Genomic DNA, 16,362 nt, shown 5'->3' with positions numbered 1-16,362 from the left:
GACAAAAGTCGTAAGCAAACGATAAGAATCATTTGCACTTTTGTGCATGTGCAGTTTTCGGAGCTTTTCAGGCGCGCCATCGAGCGCGCAGTCCCGGTGAAATCACCGAGTCGGAGCGATCAGAGATTAGAGCAGCAGGCCGTCTGCGCCGATTCGCGGCACTCGGCGGGCGACCCGGCGGTCGTGAAGCAGTGCAATTCCGTAAGCGGTGAAGTACAGCACGACCATCGGCACGGCGAGCAGGAACATGGACACGACGTCGGCTGCCGGCGTCGCAATGGCCGTGAACAGGATGATCACCAGAATGGCCAGACGCCAGGATTTGATAATGGAGCTGGCGCTGATCACCCCGGCAAAGTTCAGCAGCACAATAAATACCGGCAGCACGAATGCGATCCCGATTGCGATCATCAGTTTGAGCACAAAGTCAAAGTAGTTTCCTGCATTGATCAGTGCGGCGTCCTGCTGCGGCGCGAAACTCGTCATGAGTTCAACCACGTGCGGCAGCACATACCAGCCCGACGCGCACCCGATCAGAAATAGCGGCACGGCGGAAAAAAAGAACCCGAAAGTGTATTGCTTCTCTTTGCGCGTAAGGCCGGGCATCAGAAAAGCAAAGACCTGATACAGCCACATCGGGCTCGATACGATCAGTCCGACGTAGAAAGAGATGCGCAGTTTGAGGTCGAAGGCACTCGTGATATCCGGGTAATTGATCTGGGCGTTGCGGTTCTGGGCGCGCACAATCGCGTAGATCGGCTCCCGCAGACCATCCCAGACGAAGCCCGAAAGAAACCAGCCGGCGATAGCACCGACGAGGATGCCCGCAGCGGCGAGAAAGAGTCGCTTGCGCAGCTCGAGCAGGTGCTGCCCAAGCGACATCTTTTTCTTGGCGGGCGCGGTGCGCACGCCCTCCACCACCACGATTGCCTAGGCTTTCGAGTTCGGCGTGCTGCTCGGGTCGGCGCGAGTACCATCGGCGCGAGCACTGTCGGCGCGAGTACCATCGGCGCGAGTACCATCGGCGCGAGTACCATCGGCGCGAGTACCATCGGCGCGAGCACTGTCGGCGCGAGCACTGTCGGCCGAACTATCGGGCGTGCCGTCGTCGGTGCGTTCCGGGGTGATCTCACTCTTGAAAATCTTCATGGACTGACCGAGACTGCGGGCGAGCCCCGGCAGTTTCGGTGCTCCGAACAACAGCAGGATCACGACGAGAATTATTAGGAAATGCCATCCGGTCAGGTTGCTGAGCATGCGAATTCTCCCTCTAGTGAGTCGGTCGACCAGCAGTGTAACGGTCTCAGCGGAGATAAAACCGGGTAAACCTCATTTATTCTTCCCGTATCGGGTATTTCCGCACTCCTGCACACAGAAGCCACGCTGTCAGGACGTCGCCCGGGACGTTGCGAAGCGTTCGAGAACCTCGCCGATACGCATTTTGCACCCGCCGCATCCGGTGCCGGCTCGGGTCGCTGCTCCGATACAGGCGACACTCGTGTTGCCGACCTCGGCTGATTCGGCAATGGCACCCACGGTGACGCCGTTGCACCAGCACACCGTCGCGCCCGGGTTGAAGGCGCCGCCGACCGAGGGCTCGTAGTCCGGCCCGTCGTAGCGCAGCAGCACTGAGCGGTCAGCCGGTAGTTCGCTGCCGCGCTCGAACAGTAGTGTCAGTTCGGCGGCGGTGCGCGGCATACCGACGCAGATGAAGCCCTCGAGAATCCCCTCACGGGTGACCATCTTCACATAGCGGCCGTGCTCGGGATCAGCCCACTGCGACACGTACAACGACGCTGCGTCACACGCGGCGGCATGACCATCGACCCCACGATCCCACGGGTCGGCTGCGGTGTTGCCGACCGACACAACCTCAATGCCCTCGGCTTTGAGCATCACCACGGCCGACGCCGCACCGATCAGGGCGTGGACCTCCCCCGTGCCCAGCACCTCGTTGCTGAACCGCCGGGCGAGCCAGTCGGCCTGGCGCCAACCCGGCCCGATCAGACCGCTCGGGCCGCCGGTCGGCAGCGTTGTCGACTCACCGGCACGGCGGGCAGGTGCAACGTGGGCGCAGTCGCCGATCGCGTAGACGCGCGGATCGCCCCAGCTCTGCAGGTTCGAATCGACCAGGATTCCGGTCGAAACCGGCAGCCCGGCCAGCTGTGCCAGCTCGGTTCGAGCGCCGACTCCGCACGAAAGCAGCAGCAGGTCGCCGTGGATCTGCTTGCCGTCAGCGCAGATAAGAGCGTCGAACCGGTCTACGCCGTCGTCATCCTGGTGAAAGAGCAGGCTCTCAGCGCGGGAATGGTTGACCATGGTCACGCCCGCCCGTCGGGCGCTCTGCGCCAGTACGCTGCCGCCACCGCGGTCGAGGTTACGGTTCATGGGAATTTCCCCGTGGTAGACGACGCAGGCTTGCGCCCCGGCCGAAGCCGCGGCGAGCGCGATCTCCATGCCGAGCACGCCAGCGCCGAGCACGACGATGCGCTTGCCTGCGGTCACGGCCGCGAGTACCCGCTGGGCATCATCGAGGTCACGCAGCACGGTAACCCCGCGTGGAAGTGTGGCGCCGCCGGTATCGAGGGCAGCGGCATCCGCTGCCGGCATCTGCCGGTCACGATGCACCCGGATGATCCCATCCAGGGTGGGAATGTTGGCGCGGGCGCCGGTGGCGAGCACGAGCCGGTCATAGGTCAGCAGGGTGCCGTCGCTGAGCGATACAGCAGAGCGGCTGCGCAAAATCGCGGTGACGCTCACACCGAGGTGCAGGTGGACACCGGCCTCGCGGGCGGCGAAGGTGTCGGTGATCTCGAGGCTGTCACGGTCGGCGTTGCCGACCGCGTGTTCGGCGATCAGCACTCGGTTGTAGGCGTCGGTGTTTTCGGCTCCGACCACGGTCAACGTGGCAGCGCCCCGGCGCACGAGCGGCAGGAGTTCTTCGACGAAGCGGGCCCCGACCGGACCGTAACCGACGAGCACGATGCGCTCAGGGTTGGGCGTTTGTGAGGTGCTTCGTTCAGACATTAGCGCCTGCTTTCACGAGTGCACGCACCCGAACGGTTGTCTTCTTGAACTCGGGCATGCCGCTCACCGGATCGGTCTCGTCGTCGGTCAGCAGGTTGGCGCGCTGGTCGCCACTAAAGTGAAACGGCAGAAAGACCGTATCAAAGCGCATGTCGGTGCTCACCTGTGCGCGGCAGCGCACCGTACCGCGGTCGTTGCTGACCTCGACCCAGGCCTCGTCACTGATTCCCAGCTGCTCGGCGGTGGCCGGGTGGAGCTGCAGTCGGGCCTCCGGCTGGGCGTCGGAAAGCTCCCGCACCCGCCGGGTCTGGGTGCCGCTCTGGTAATGCTCGAGCAGCCGGCCGGTGATGAGCGTCAGGGTGCCACCGACCTGGGCCGGCGCGCCGAGGCGGCGCGCCTCGACAACTACGAGGCGGGCCAGGCCGTCGGGGTGGGCGAAGCGGTCCAGAAACAGTCGCGGCGTACCAGTCGACCCGACCGGGTAGGGCCAGAACACCGGTTCCTCGGTATCGAGCAGGGCATAGCTGAGGCCGGAGTAGTCGGCGAGTCCGCCCTTCGACGCCCGGCAGAGTTCGTCGAACACCTCGCTCGCCTGGGAGCTGAAGGTTCCGGCCGAGCCGAGGCGTCGCGCGATCTCCTGCCAGATCCACAGTTCGCTGCGTATGCCCTCCGGCGCATCGACGGCGAGCCGGCGACGGATGACGCGGCCCTCGAGCGAGGTCATCGTGCCCTCTTCCTCGGCCCACTGCGTGACCGGCAGCACGACGTCGGCGAGCACCGCGGTGTCGGAGAAGAAGAAGTCGGCGACCACCAGAAAGTCGAGGGTTTTCAGGGCTGCCCGCACCCGTTCGGCGTTGGGCGCGGAGACGACGATGTTGGAGCCGTGCACGAGAAGACAGCGGATCCCGCCCGGCTCCCCCAGCGCGCCGAGAAGCTCGACCGCGGGCAGGCCAACGCCGGGCAGGCTGTCGGGATCGACTCCCCACACCCCGGCGACGTGCGTGCGAGCGGCGGGATCGTTGATCCTGCGGTAGCCCGGCAGCTGGTCGCACTTCTGCCCGTGCTCGCGACCGCCCTGACCGTTGCCCTGGCCGGTGAGGGTGCCGTAGCCGCTGTGCGTGGTTCCGACGAGGCCGAGCACGAGGCTCAGGTTGATGGCGGAAGTGGCCGTGTCGGTGCCGTCGGCGTGCTGCTCGACACCGCGCCCGGTGAGGATATACGTTCCGCTGCCGGTCGCGGCCCCCCGTGCCGCACCGGCCGCGAGACGGCGGGCCAGCTCCCGCAGCTGCCAGACCGGAACACCGGTCTGTTCCTGCACTCTGCTCGGCCACCAGCGGCTCACGCTGCGGCGCACCGCGTCAAACCCCGTGGTGCGATTGGCGAGGTAGCTCCGGTCGGTAAGTTTCTCGGCGATGACGATGTGGGTCAGGCCGAGTAGCAGCACGAGGTCGCTGCCCGGGGTGGGCTGCACGTGCATTCCCGCGCCATCGTCGGTGAGCCGCGCTGTCGCTGTGCGGCGCGGGTCGATGACCACGAGGCCCCCGGCGGCGCGAGCACCCTCGAGGTGACCGATGAACGGCGGCATGGTCTGCGCCACGTTGGAGCCGAGAATCAGAATGGTGTCGGCCGTGTCGAGCTCGTCAACCCGAAACGGCAGGCCTCGGTCCAGTCCGAAGGCCCGGTTGCCGGCCGCGGCGGCACTGGACATGCAGAACCGGCCGTTGTAATCGATGCGGCTGGAGCCAAGCGCCACCCGGGTGAACTTACCGAGCTGGTAGGCCTTCTCGTTGGTGAGGCCGCCGCCGCCGAACACGCCGACCGCGTCGGCCCCGTACTCAGCCCGGGTGACGCGCAGTTTCGCGGCAACGAGGTCGAGCGCGTCGCTCCAGGAGGCCGGTTCGAAGGTGCCATCAGCCTGCCGCACCATTGGTTCGAGGATGCGGTCTGGCGAGACGAGCAGTTCGGCGGCGGTCCAGCCCTTCTTGCACAGGCCGCCACGGTTGGTCGGGAACGCCCGGCCGGTCACCGTCAAGGAGGCGGCCGAAGCGGCCGGCGAAGCGGATGCGGCGACATCCGCTTCACCCGGCGTCGTTTCACCGGGACTGAGGTTCATGGCGCACTGCAGGGCACAGTACGGGCAGTGCGTGGCGGTGGGCAACGGGCGCCTAGATCTTCTGGCCGGCGACGGACGAACCGCGGCGCAGGTAGACGAAAGCGGTGACGCACATCATGACGACGTAGGCGATGGCGAAGGCGTAGATCGCGCGTGAGTAGTCGCCGGTGGTGGTCTTGGAGAAGCCGAGCACCTGCGGAATGATGAACCCGCCGTAGGCGCCGACGGCGGAGATGAGGCCGAGGGCCGCGGCGCTCGTGCGCTGGGTAGTGACATCACCCGAGTTCTCGTGGGCGTCTTTCACCCCGCTGCGCGCCGAGAACACGCTCGGGATCATGCGGTAGGTCGAGCCGTTGCCAATTCCGGTGGCAACGAAGATGAGCAGAAAGCTGCCAAGGAAAGCCCAGAAGTTACCGAGCGGCAGCATGGCCGCGACCACGAGGGCGCCGGCGCCCATCACGCCGAAGGCTGCAACGGTGACGAATGCCCCGCCAAAGCGATCGGCCAGGCGTCCGCCGGCCGGCCGGGCCAGCGACCCGACGAGGGCACCGATGAACGCGAGGGAGAGCGACGCTGAAGCGACCTGAAAGGTGGAGTAGGCCGGGAACTGGTCGGCGATGAGCTTGGGGAACACGCTCGCGAAGCCGATGAAGGAGCCGAAGGTACCGATGTAGAGCACGGCCAGAATCCAGAAATGTGGTTCTTTCACCGCGGCGATGGAACCGGCGAAGTCGGCTTTGGCGTTGGTGATGTTGTCCATGTACTTCCAGGCGCCCCACATGGCGAGGAGGATGAATGGAATCCAGAACCAGCCGGCGAGGCTGATGTTGAGCGTGCCGACGGCGCCGAGGGTGATCACGATCGGCACGATGAGCTGGGCCATCGCGGCGCCGAGGTTGCCGCCCGCAGCATTCAAACCGAGCGCGTAGCCCTTCTGGCTCTGCGGGTAGAAGTAGGTGATGTTTGACATCGAGCTGGCGAAGTTTCCCCCGCCGAAACCGGCGAGGGCTGCGACGAACAGCATGACACCGAACGGGGTATCCGGGTTGCCGACGCAGAAGCCCAGGGCGATGGAGGGGATCAGCAGCAGGCCGGCCGAAACGATGGTCCAGTTGCGGCCACCGAATTTGGGCACCATGAACGTGTAGGGAAACCGCAGGGTGGCGCCGACGAGGCTCGGCATCGAGATGAGCCAGAACACCTCGGCGGTCGAGTAGGTGAAGCCGACCGCCGGCAACGACACGACGACGATGCTCCAGAGCTGCCAGATGGCGAAGCCCAGGAACTCGGCCAAGATCGACCACTTGAGGTTGCGAGCGGCGATGAGCTTGCCGCCCTGTTCCCACTGCTTCGTGTTCTCGGGGTTCCACTTGTCGATCCACCGACCAGGACGGTGCACCAGCACCGCGTCGTCGATCGTGGATGCGGTGTGGCCGAGCGCTGATCCCACTGTGCTGGATGTCATCGAAGTCCCCCTCGGGATTGGAATGAAATGGCGGTGCAAAAATCTGCAGGCAGCCGGGGCGACTCCCCTGCTTTGACGTTAGCCAGCGCGTGTTTCCGGCAACGCTGGCACCGGTTACCTTTCGATCACCAGATGATCACACGCCGTTCGATGGGGTGTTGGGGCGCTGTTACACGACGGACACAATCGGCGCTCTGGCCCCAGCAATACAGGTACCGGATGGCGGGGGTGGCAGACTGGTAGACCCGCGCCCGCGCATCCGCTGTTTGAAAGGCCCCACATGACAATCACCGCTGCCGCCGACGGTTCTGCCCTCGGGAACCCCGGACCAGCCGGCTGGGCCTGGTACGTCGACGACTCCTGCTGGGCCGCCGGTGGGTGGAAGCACGCCACCAACAATCAAGGCGAATTGAAGGCCGTGCTCGAGCTGTTTCGCGCCACCGCGCACATCGACGACGACCTGCTCGTGCTGTGCGACAGCCAATACGTGATCAACTCCGTCACCAAGTGGATGAAGGGTTGGAAGGCCAAGGGCTGGCGTAAGGGTGACGGCAAACCGGTAATGAACCTCGACCTGCTCCAAGAGATCGACGAGGTTATCGCCGGGCGTCGGTACCGATTCGAGTGGGTGAAGGGACACGTGGGGCATCCGCTCAACGAGGCCGCCGACGTGCGCGCGCGCGGCGCGGCCGAGGCGTTTCAGCGCGGCCGGCCGGCCCCGGCCGGACCCGGTTTTGCCGGGCTGCAATCAGAAGCTCAACCGGTTGGACGGGCGAGCGCTGCGGTATCCGGCGGGCTGCGTACCGCGGGTTCGCCGATTGCTTCGCCCCTGAGCACTGGCCGAAGCACGGAACGAGCGGTCGCCTACGCGCACGACGAACTGTTCTCGTTCGACGATATTGGCGACGATATTGGCGACGATATCGGCGAGGATCGCCGCGATCTCATCGATCCGAACAGCCCCAACAGCATGCGCAGCGGCGATGAGTTGCACCGGGTGACGCTCACGCTCAGCGCCGAGGAGCATCGGCGTCTAATTTCGCGGTCACAACAGCGCGGCGAGACCGTCGAGGATTACCTGCGCGGCCTGATCATCTAGCCGACGCTGCCCACTGGTCCGCTCGCCCACCCGTGTCGACGTCTCAACACTGCGGCCCCGGCCCGGTCAGCGCACTCCGATGAGAGACCGCAGGCCGAATTCGGAGACGATCGGAATGCCGTAGTCGCGGGCCTTCCCGGTTTTGCCGGTGATCGACGCGGGGTTGGCGGCAACGAGCAGGCGCGTGCGCAGGGTGACCGCCGTGCCCAGGGACAGACCCCGAGCAACCAGTTCTCGGCCCCAGTCGGAACGGGCCCGGGCCATATCACCGGTGAGCACGACGATGTCGCCCTGTTCCAGCAGCACAGTGTCGATCGAGGCGAGTGGCAGCTGCACCACCGAGGCGGGTGCTGCCAGTGCGGCGGCAACGATTTTCGGAGCGACATCGAGCATGCGGGCGACCGCGATCAGGTCGGCAGAATCTGCGACGCTGAGAGCGCCGTTCAACCAGGCAACCTGCACAAGGTCCTCAAAATAGCGGCGATGCAGTGCGATGCCCTCGGCGACCGTTACACCGCTGAATTCCGCCAAAACCCGAAGTTCACGTGTTTCCTGCGGCGAGAGAACATGATCGAGCAGGCACAAATCGAGCAGGGCGAGGTAGTCGAGATGTTCTTCGGGACCGGTGTAGTCGGGGAGTTTTACAGCCGCGCGGGCCAGGAAGCTCGGTGCCGGTGCTTCGTCGCCCGGCGTTGACGGGTCGCGCTGCACCCACTCTGCGTCGGTGGCAGCGGTGATTCTCGGCCAGGCGGATCGCTCGGCACGGTCAAGAGCGTTGATCCACGGCGTGACGAGGGGCGAACCCTGCACGTAGGCGGCGAGAAGACTCGCGCAGGCCACGGCCTGCACCAGGGCCCCCGGTCCTGGCTCGATTTCAATGTCATAGGCGGCGCAACAATCGACCAGCAGCCGACCAGCGCCGGGCAAATAGGTGCGGGCCAGGTGCATGGTGCAGACGGCCTCGAGTCCGCGGCCGGGGGCATAACCCATCAGCTCGAACTCGCGCATGAGAAATCCGGTGACGAACTGGGCATTGTGCGTCACCAATACCCGGCCCCGGAGCAGGTCGACCAGGCGCGGTGCAATCTGCTCGAACGTCGGCGCGCGCAGGAGTTCGGCGGTGCTGACGCCGTGGTTCGCCACGTCCCCGGCGTTGCTCCCCGGGTTCACAACGGTTTGCCAACGCGCAGCAATGCGACCGCCCACGTCGAGGTGCACCACAGCGACCTCGACGACCCGATCCCGTTGATACGGGAACAGTCCGGTGGTTTTCAAACTTATAACGGCGTATCCACGTTCGGGCATGGCCACACTCCACAATCTTGTCCTGTGAAGTTATCCACAAACCGGCCGAATCGCGACAACCCGTTCGGGGGCTTGTGGGTATCGCCAAATACTACTTAGATGCCTACTTGACGGAAGCGGCCTTCCGTGCAGAGTTCTTCGGCGGGAGCAGCGTGTCAGCCTCCTCCAGCGACATTCCATTGGTTTCGGGCACCTTGCGCAGCACGAACCAGAATGATAGTCCGGCGAACAGGGCATACAGGGCATAGGTGATCGGCAGGGAGGCATCCGCCATCGGCGGAAAGCTGACCGTGATCAAGAAGTTCGCGATCCATTGGGCGGCTGCAGCCAGCCCGAGGGCCTTGGCACGAATCGAGTTGGGGAACATCTCGCCGAGGAGCACCCATACAACCGGGCCCCATGAAGCTCCGAATGAGATCACGAACAGGTTTGCGGCAACGAGCGCGATCGGCGCCCAGGCACCCGGCAGGCTGAGCGCGCCGTCGACCGTGACCGACTGGCTGAACGCCGCCGCCATTGTCGCCAGCGACACCGTCATGCCGATGGAGCCGGCCAACAGGATCGGTCGTCGGCCGATCCGGTCGACCAGGGCGATCGCCACCAGGGTGACCAGAATGTTGGTGACCGAGGTGATCACCGAGATGGTCAGCGAATTGGATTCCTCGAAGCCGACCGCGCTCCAGAGGGTGGTCGAATAGTAGAAGATCACGTTGATGCCGACGAACTGCTGGAACACCGACAAGATGATGCCGACCCAGACAATCGGTTTGAGACCGAAGGCACTGCCACGCAGAGACCCCGCCTTCTGTGACCGCGCATCGACCTCGATCGATTGACGCATGTCGCGAATCTCCCGGTCGACGTCCCCGCTCGGCCAGAGCCGGGTGAACACTGCGCGGGCATCCGCTTCTTTGTCTTTGAGAATCAGGAAACGCGGGGATTCTGGAAGGATGAACGCGATGCCGCCGTACACGACGGCCGGCACGGCGCCGACGAGGAACATCCAGCGCCAGGCTTCCAGCCCGAACCAGAACTCACCAGCTGCTCCGCCAGCACTCTCGGCGAACACGGCGTCGGAAAGCAGCGCGGTGAAGATGCCCAGCGTGATCGCAAGCTGTTGCAGGGAGCCGAGTCGTCCGCGCATATGCCGCGGTGAAATTTCGGCGATATAAGCCGGTGCGACAACGGACGCGAGGCCGATACCGAGCCCGCCGATGATTCGCCAGATGATCAGGTCGACCACGCCGAACGCGAAACCTGAGCCGATCGAGCTGACCAGAAAGACCACGCCGCCGACCACCATCATGGGGATGCGTCCGTAGCGGTCGGCGAAGCGACCGCCGAAGAACGCACCGGCCGCGGCGCCGAGCAGCGCGCAAGCCACCGCGAAACCGGTAAGGGTAGCGTTCAGTCCGAATTCCTGCTGCACCGCGTTGACGGCCCCGTTGATAACCGAGGAGTCGAACCCGAACAGAAATCCGCCGAGGGCGCCGGCGACGGCCAACACGATGACTTTTCTGTTCGATCCGGGTGCCAGGTCAGTTGCCTGAGTAGACGCGTTCATCGTGCTGGGTATCGATTGTTCACCTGATCAGCCTACTTCGGGTGTCCGCAGATGCCGCGCCGAGCAGCCGAATAAACTGGTGTGCGTCAGTTCCGAACCGGCGTACCAGCTTCGGAGGACCGGCTTTCCGCGCAGCCGAAACGCAATTCATCATCCGTTCAACCGTCGCGAACGGCGCACCCCGTAGACCTGGTCAGCTAGCGTCTCCGCGCGTCATCTGCGACGACGACCCGCTAACCTGGCAGCCGCTTACGGCGGTCGTCCAGCGAGGCAGGGCTACCATCCGGATATGGGCAGATTCACGGATAGCTGGCGCTCGCATCTCTTAGTGACCCTCTCGGGGAACAGCGAGGGGCGACCGAAATGGGTCGGCCAGATTGCCACGGGAGACAACGCTGGCTTCTTCGGCCCGGGAAGTGCTGCCTGGACCGTGCATGGTGGCATGGCAACCATGGTCGCCGGCATTCGCGCTCTCCTCATGCAAACCCTGCATCCGGGCGCCATGGCCGGCGTGCACGACTGGTCGCGGTACCACGAAGACCCGCTCGGCCGCCTCTCCGGCACCATCCAATGGCTCATCACGGTCACCTTCGCCGATACCGTTGTCGCTGAGCGGGAATCGGGACGGGTCGCACACTTTCACGACCGGGTGATCGGCACCTATCTCGATGCTCGCGGCGAGGAACGGCCCTATGCCGCCGACGACCCCGAGCTTCTGTCGTGGGTACACGTCGTCTTCACCGACGCTTTTCTGCAATCCCACCTGCTGTGGGGCACAGCTATTCCCGGGGGCGCCGATCGTTACGTCGACGAATGGGCGACTGCCGGCGAACTCGTCGGCGTGCGGAATGCCCCGCATTCGGCGGCCGAGCTTGCCGCGCAGCTCGAAGCCTTTCGCAGCGCCGGAACGCTCAAGAGCGACGCCCGTGTGGCCGAAGCGGTACGGTTCATCCGTTACCCACCGCTCAGCCGCGGGATGCTGCCGTTCTACCGCATCATGTTCGCTGGCGCCGTCGCGTCGATCCCCCGCGAGTATCGCGACATGCTCGGCCTGAAACGATCTTTCCTGCCCACGATTTGGGGGACCCGATTGGTCCTCGGTGTCGTGGGCGCTCTGCTTGGTCCCTCGTCAACCTCAGAGGATGCCGCCCGGACGCGGCTCGCACGCATCGCCGCAACGAAACAGCTGGAGCGCCCCAGCGCGCCGTAACTCCACCGGTCACTCAATCGACAGCGCGTCCTGCCGTCGCTGGGCGCGACGCCGCACTCCCAGCAGCAGAATCACCGTGATGGCCAACGCTGCGCTCAGGTACAGCGTGACGGCGACGGTGCGCGGTCGCCCAAGACGGGGCCCTGCACAGATCAGACCTCGGGTGCGAAGAAAGCTGCGGTCGCTGCTGCGAGCGACTGCGGATCGTTGACGTGGCACATTTCCCGGGCCGAGTGCATCGACAGAAGCGGCACGCCGACATCCACGACCCGGATGCCCAACCGGGTCGCCGTCAGCGGCCCGATGGTCGAACCGCAGGGAACGGTGTTGTTCGAGACGAACTCCTGATACTCCACGTTCGCCCGGGCACAGGTGCGCGCCCAGAGGGCCGCGCCATGGGCATCTGTCGCATAGCGCTGGTTCGCATTGATTTTCAGTAACGGGCCGCCGCCGAGAATGGGCTGGTTGGCCGGATCGTGGCGCTCGGGGTAGTTCGGGTGCACGGCATGGCCGGCATCAGCGGAGAGGCACCACGATTCGGCGTAGGCCTGCAGCCGCTCCGACCCGGTCGCGCCGAGGCCGTGACCGATGCGGGTGAGAATGTCATCCAGAAACGGCCCGCTGGCGCCGGAGCGGGACTGCGAACCGAGCTCTTCATGGTCGAAGGCGGCGAGCACATTGATCGAGCCCCCCATTGTCAGGTGGCTGGTCGCGATGAGCGCGTGCAGGCCCGCATAGACCGACGAGAGATTGTCGAGACGGCCGGCGGCGAACAGTTTGTCGCCGAGGCCGAAAGCGGTCGGCGGGTTGGTGTCGGCGGTGAGAATGTCGTAACCGGCGACATCCGCTGCCCGAAGCCCGGCCAGGCCCGCCAGGTGGGCTACCAGGTCTGCCTCGGATTCCCCGCCGACTCCGAAGACGGGCGTGAGGTGGCGTTGCCGGTCGAGGGTCAGGCCATTGTTCACGTCGCGGTCGAGGTGCACGGCGAGTTGTGGAATGCGCAAAAACGGTCCGGTACGCACGAGGTGCTCGGTGCCCTGCCGGGTGACCAGCCGACCGGCGAGTTCAAGCTCGCGATCAAGCCACGAATTCTGCAGCGGCCCGCCGTAGACCTCGACTCCGGCCTGCAACCAGCCGTGTGAGTTGATCGTGGGTTTGGGCTTGAGCTTGAAACCCGGGGAGTCGGTGTGGGCGCCGAGAATGCGAAACGGTGTCGTCGGCCCGGCCCCGGCCGGCTGCGACCAGGCGATGACAGCGCCATCACGAACGACGTAGTATCCAGCGGCCTCGTCGATCGTCCACTTCTCCGGCTCATCCAGCCGGATGAAGCCGGCCGCGTGCAGCCGCCGGGCCACTTCTGCAGCGGCGTGGTACGACGACGGTGACGCTTGCAGAAAGGCGGAAAAATCGGCGATGTAGTCGAGTGTTGCGTCCATGCATCCATCCAACCACCCGCGCAGGGGCAGCGGATGCCGCGGGCTTGCTCCTACTCGGCGGGCGCGTCGGCCTGCAACGCAGCGCGCGCGAAAGCGGCGCCGCCGACGGTGACCGTGCCGCGGTCGCCGTGCCACGCCTCGGTCTGCTCGAACACTCCGAGTCGGTCGAGTAGGCGCCATTTCGTGTCGACGAGGTGCCAGACCGACTGCGTCGTCGGTTCCTGGCCGTCGAACTGTACCCAGCCGAGCGAACCGAGCGAGCGCGACAGGGTTGTGAGGTAGTCCTCGCGTCGCGCCAGGCCGCGGGTCGCAACGAACAACAGCAACAGACGGGTGGCGTCACCCACGGCCGGTGCGCGGCTGTGGTGAATGGTGCTGGCGAGGTACCACCAGAGTTCACGGGGGGTGCCGGAGAGAGAGCGACCCTTCTTGGTGAGCACGAGCGTCCCCTTGCTGACCCGCAGCAGCCCGACGTCGCGCAGGTGGCCGCGCAGTTCCTGCAACGGACGCAGGTGCGCCTCGCGGTTCACGCTGATCGGCCAACCCCAGTCGAGCTCGGCCGATGCTTCAAGGACGACCGAAGGCGGCAGGTTTCCCGCCTTGGTCAAACGGATGCCGTCGGCCCCGACCCGGGTCAGGATCCACTGCGCCGGGGCCACCATGCGGGCCATGGCCCGCTCCTGCAGCAGGATCGGATCTTTCACTCGAGCCTGCCCGATGAGTCGGCGAAAACCGACAACGGCCTGTTCCGGCAGCCGCGTTTCGATCTCCTGAATCACGTTCACCCACCGAGCCTACTGAGCGATCCCGCTCGAAGGTGGCGAATGCCCTGCGACACGCGCTGCAGACCCAGCCCGCGCCGCCATGCGCCCAGAAAGCACCACATGTACGTTGTCGAGCAACGGCGTTTCGGTGGGTAGCGCCAGGCGAGTCGACCAGCGATCAGTATCGCGAGAATACGGAACGGGGTTGTCGGTGGCATCTGGCACCCTTGAAGGATGACCGACACCCGCAAATCCGCTCTGGCCATTCTGCGCACCCTGGTGGGGCGAGCCGACGCCGACTTCCATGACGGACAATTCGAGGCCATCGAAACCCTGGTCGACCACCGTCGCCGCGCGCTTGTCGTGCAGCGCACCGGGTGGGGCAAATCGGCCGTGTACTTTGTCGCGACCCTGCTGCTGCGACGCCAGGGCGCTGGCCCGACCATTTTGGTCTCGCCGCTGCTCGCCCTGATGCGTGACCAGGTCGCCGCCGCGGCCCGTGCCGGGGTGCGGGCGGTGTCGATTAACTCGTCGAACGCGCACGAGTGGAACGATGTGCGGCTCCTGCTCGACGCCGACGAGGTCGACGTGCTGTTGGTATCGCCCGAACGCCTGAACAATCCCTCTTTCCGCGATGAGCAGCTGCCCGCCCTGATTTCCCGCGTTGGACTGCTCGTGGTCGATGAGGCGCACTGCATCTCCGACTGGGGCCACGATTTTCGCCCGGACTACCGCCGCCTGCGTGACCTGATCGCCCAGATGCCGGCCGGCGTGCCCGTGCTCGCCACCACGGCCACCGCCAACAGCCGGGTCGTGCAGGATGTCGCGGAGCAGGTTGGCATGGTCGCCACCGGCTTCGATGGCGCCATCGCCGGAACCGCTGAAGTCGTCACCATTCGCGGTCCACTCGCTCGCTCGTCGCTGCGGCTCGGTGTGCTGCGCCTGCCCGATTCGCGGGCGCGCCTCGCCTGGCTGCTCAGCCACCTCGGCGACCTGCCCGGCAGCGGTATCATCTATACCCTCACCGTGGCGGCTGCCGAAGACACCGCCCGGCTGCTGCGGGAGGCCGGTCACGCGGTGCGCGCCTACACCGGCCAGACGGACACGGCCGAACGCGAAGAATCCGAGGAGTTACTCAAGACCAACCAGGTCAAAGCCCTCATCGCCACGAGCGCCCTCGGAATGGGATTCGACAAACCCGACCTTGGCTTCGTGCTGCACCTGGGCGCGCCGTCCTCCCCCGTTGCCTACTACCAGCAGGTTGGCCGCGCCGGCCGTGCCACCGCCTCGGCCGATGTATTGCTGCTGCCCGGCGCCGAAGATGAGGCCATCTGGCACTATTTCGCCACCGCCTCAATGCCCAATCAGGCCAAGGCCCTCGCCGTGGTCGGCGCACTCGAAGCCGCTGGCGCTCCCCTATCCACACCGGCGCTTGAAGCCCGGGTCGACCTGAAACGCACGCCGCTCGAGCTACTGCTCAAGGTGCTCGACGTCGACGGCGCGGTGCACCGGGTCACAGGCGGCTGGCAGTCCACCGGGCAGCCCTGGGTCTACGACAAGGAGCGTTACGAACGCATCGCTGCCGCCCGGCTCGGTGAGCAGCAGGCCATGCTCGAATTCGAAACCACCAGTGGATGCCGCATGGAGTTTCTGCAGCGCGCCCTCGACGATGAGACTGCGGTGGCGTGCGGTCGTTGTGATAATTGCCAGGGCGCCTGGTACCCGACTGATGTGGCCGAGGGGGCCGTGGTGACGGCCACGCAATCGCTCGATCGCGTCGGCGTCGCCATCGATGTGCGTGCGCAGTGGCCCACCGGCATGAGCAGCCTCGGTGTCGCGGCCTCCGGCAAGATTGCGCTCGGCGAACGCGCCGAGCCCGGCCGCGCGCTGGCCCGCCTGACCGACCTCGGCTGGGGTGGTCCGCTGCGGAACCTATTCGACGCCCAGGCAGCGGATGCCGCCGCCCCACCGGCACTTCTGGCCGCCTGTGTGCGGGTGCTCGCCGAGTGGGGGTGGGCAGAGCGTCCGGCAGCCATCGTCTCGATGCCGTCGCGGCGGCATCCGCTCCTCATCGATTCGGTGGCACGATCGTTATCCGACGTCGGTCGGTTGCCCCTGCTCGGCGCCCTGGACTGGGTGAACGGAGGCCCCACCGGGGAGCCGGGCGGCAACAGCGCCTACCGGCTATACAGCGTGTGGGACCGCTTCGCTGTTGGCGCCGAGCTGGCTGAGGCACTCGCTGCGTTCGACGGCCGCCCCATTTTGCTGATCGACGATCTCGCCGACAGCCGATGGACCGTGACCGTGGCAAGTCGGGTGCTGCGACGGCACGGCGCATCGGCAGTGCTCCCGTTCGCCCTGGCCCTGCGTTCGTAGCCC

At 65.8% G+C, this 16,362-nt stretch carries 12 protein-coding genes; 3 read left to right on the top strand and 9 right to left on the bottom strand.

What is annotated here, in order from left to right:
* Nucleotides 1-126 precede the first annotated feature (126 nt).
* From tatC to E3T27_RS03535, 5 genes are all read right to left on the bottom strand, one after another.
* Nucleotides 127-882 (bottom strand): twin-arginine translocase subunit TatC, encoded by a 756-nt coding sequence (tatC, locus tag E3T27_RS03555; RefSeq protein WP_104196750.1) that lies wholly within the window; start codon nucleotides 880-882, stop codon nucleotides 127-129.
* Nucleotides 883-930: 48 nt separating this feature from the next.
* Complete coding sequence (tatA, locus tag E3T27_RS03550) at nucleotides 931-1,257, bottom strand: twin-arginine translocase TatA/TatE family subunit (RefSeq protein WP_134571610.1); 327 nt, start codon at nucleotides 1,255-1,257, stop codon at nucleotides 931-933.
* Between the two features lie 129 nt (nucleotides 1,258-1,386).
* On the bottom strand, nucleotides 1,387-3,027 hold the full coding sequence (locus E3T27_RS03545; protein WP_104196681.1) for an FAD-dependent oxidoreductase: 1,641 nt from the start codon (nucleotides 3,025-3,027) through the stop codon (nucleotides 1,387-1,389).
* The gene (locus E3T27_RS03540; protein ID WP_241992099.1) at nucleotides 3,020-5,140 is read right to left on the bottom strand and encodes a molybdopterin oxidoreductase family protein; all 2,121 of its coding nucleotides are present in this window, start codon (nucleotides 5,138-5,140) and stop codon (nucleotides 3,020-3,022) included. Before E3T27_RS03540 ends, E3T27_RS03545 begins: the two co-directional genes overlap by 8 nt.
* 52 nt (nucleotides 5,141-5,192) lie before the next feature.
* Nucleotides 5,193-6,605 (bottom strand): MFS transporter, encoded by a 1,413-nt coding sequence (locus E3T27_RS03535; protein WP_134571608.1) that lies wholly within the window; start codon nucleotides 6,603-6,605, stop codon nucleotides 5,193-5,195.
* Nucleotides 6,606-6,885: 280 nt separating this feature from the next.
* Here E3T27_RS03535 and E3T27_RS03530 point away from each other — a divergent pair, with 280 nt between their 5' ends.
* Nucleotides 6,886-7,704 carry an RNase H family protein gene (locus E3T27_RS03530; protein ID WP_134571607.1) on the top strand — a complete coding sequence of 273 codons (819 nt, stop codon included), beginning with the start codon at nucleotides 6,886-6,888 and terminating at the stop codon, nucleotides 7,702-7,704.
* Between the two features lie 66 nt (nucleotides 7,705-7,770).
* On the opposite strand, the gene E3T27_RS03525 is transcribed toward E3T27_RS03530, so the two are convergent.
* Together E3T27_RS03525 and E3T27_RS03520 are read right to left on the bottom strand one after the other, a co-directional pair.
* Nucleotides 7,771-9,009 carry an exonuclease domain-containing protein gene (locus tag E3T27_RS03525; protein ID WP_104196678.1) on the bottom strand — a complete coding sequence of 413 codons (1,239 nt, stop codon included), beginning with the start codon at nucleotides 9,007-9,009 and terminating at the stop codon, nucleotides 7,771-7,773.
* Between the two features lie 103 nt (nucleotides 9,010-9,112).
* Nucleotides 9,113-10,573 (bottom strand): sugar porter family MFS transporter, encoded by a 1,461-nt coding sequence (locus tag E3T27_RS03520; RefSeq protein WP_104196677.1) that lies wholly within the window; start codon nucleotides 10,571-10,573, stop codon nucleotides 9,113-9,115.
* 328 nt (nucleotides 10,574-10,901) lie between these two features.
* Between E3T27_RS03520 and E3T27_RS03515 the strand changes: the two genes are divergently transcribed.
* Nucleotides 10,902-11,783: an oxygenase MpaB family protein gene (locus E3T27_RS03515; RefSeq protein ID WP_420898035.1), complete on the top strand. Its 882-nt coding sequence runs from the start codon at nucleotides 10,902-10,904 to the stop codon at nucleotides 11,781-11,783.
* 152 nt (nucleotides 11,784-11,935) lie between these two features.
* On the opposite strand, the gene E3T27_RS03510 is transcribed toward E3T27_RS03515, so the two are convergent.
* Both E3T27_RS03510 and E3T27_RS03505 read right to left on the bottom strand, forming a co-directional pair.
* Nucleotides 11,936-13,219 (bottom strand): M18 family aminopeptidase, encoded by a 1,284-nt coding sequence (locus tag E3T27_RS03510; RefSeq protein WP_134571605.1) that lies wholly within the window; start codon nucleotides 13,217-13,219, stop codon nucleotides 11,936-11,938.
* A 50-nt stretch (nucleotides 13,220-13,269) separates the two neighbouring features.
* Nucleotides 13,270-14,004: a hypothetical protein gene (locus tag E3T27_RS03505; RefSeq protein ID WP_134571604.1), complete on the bottom strand. Its 735-nt coding sequence runs from the start codon at nucleotides 14,002-14,004 to the stop codon at nucleotides 13,270-13,272.
* Nucleotides 14,005-14,217: 213 nt separating this feature from the next.
* Here E3T27_RS03505 and E3T27_RS03500 point away from each other — a divergent pair, with 213 nt between their 5' ends.
* Nucleotides 14,218-16,359 carry a RecQ family ATP-dependent DNA helicase gene (locus E3T27_RS03500; protein WP_134571603.1) on the top strand — a complete coding sequence of 714 codons (2,142 nt, stop codon included), beginning with the start codon at nucleotides 14,218-14,220 and terminating at the stop codon, nucleotides 16,357-16,359.
* Nucleotides 16,360-16,362 lie beyond the last annotated feature (3 nt).

It is taken from the genome of Cryobacterium lyxosi (assembly GCF_004403345.1).
Lineage (GTDB): Bacteria > Actinomycetota > Actinomycetes > Actinomycetales > Microbacteriaceae > Cryobacterium > Cryobacterium lyxosi.
This window is presented reverse-complemented; position numbering and strand designations above follow the sequence as displayed.

What these genes read in the sequence shown, in the direction of transcription:
- tatC (WP_104196750.1), bottom strand. Translation starts at nt 882, where the DNA reads ATGTCGCTTGGGCAGCACCTGCTCGAGCTGCGCAAGCGACTCTTTCTC.
- tatA (WP_134571610.1), bottom strand. Translation starts at nt 1,257, where the DNA reads ATGCTCAGCAACCTGACCGGATGGCATTTCCTAATAATTCTCGTCGTG.
- E3T27_RS03545 (WP_104196681.1), bottom strand. Translation starts at nt 3,027, where the DNA reads ATGTCTGAACGAAGCACCTCACAAACGCCCAACCCTGAGCGCATCGTG.
- E3T27_RS03540 (WP_241992099.1), bottom strand. Translation starts at nt 5,140, where the DNA reads ATGAACCTCAGTCCCGGTGAAACGACGCCGGGTGAAGCGGATGTCGCC.
- E3T27_RS03535 (WP_134571608.1), bottom strand. Translation starts at nt 6,605, where the DNA reads ATGACATCCAGCACAGTGGGATCAGCGCTCGGCCACACCGCATCCACG.
- E3T27_RS03530 (WP_134571607.1), top strand. Translation starts at nt 6,886, where the DNA reads ATGACAATCACCGCTGCCGCCGACGGTTCTGCCCTCGGGAACCCCGGA.
- E3T27_RS03525 (WP_104196678.1), bottom strand. Translation starts at nt 9,009, where the DNA reads ATGCCCGAACGTGGATACGCCGTTATAAGTTTGAAAACCACCGGACTG.
- E3T27_RS03520 (WP_104196677.1), bottom strand. Translation starts at nt 10,573, where the DNA reads ATGAACGCGTCTACTCAGGCAACTGACCTGGCACCCGGATCGAACAGA.
- E3T27_RS03510 (WP_134571605.1), bottom strand. Translation starts at nt 13,219, where the DNA reads ATGGACGCAACACTCGACTACATCGCCGATTTTTCCGCCTTTCTGCAA.
- E3T27_RS03500 (WP_134571603.1), top strand. Translation starts at nt 14,218, where the DNA reads ATGACCGACACCCGCAAATCCGCTCTGGCCATTCTGCGCACCCTGGTG.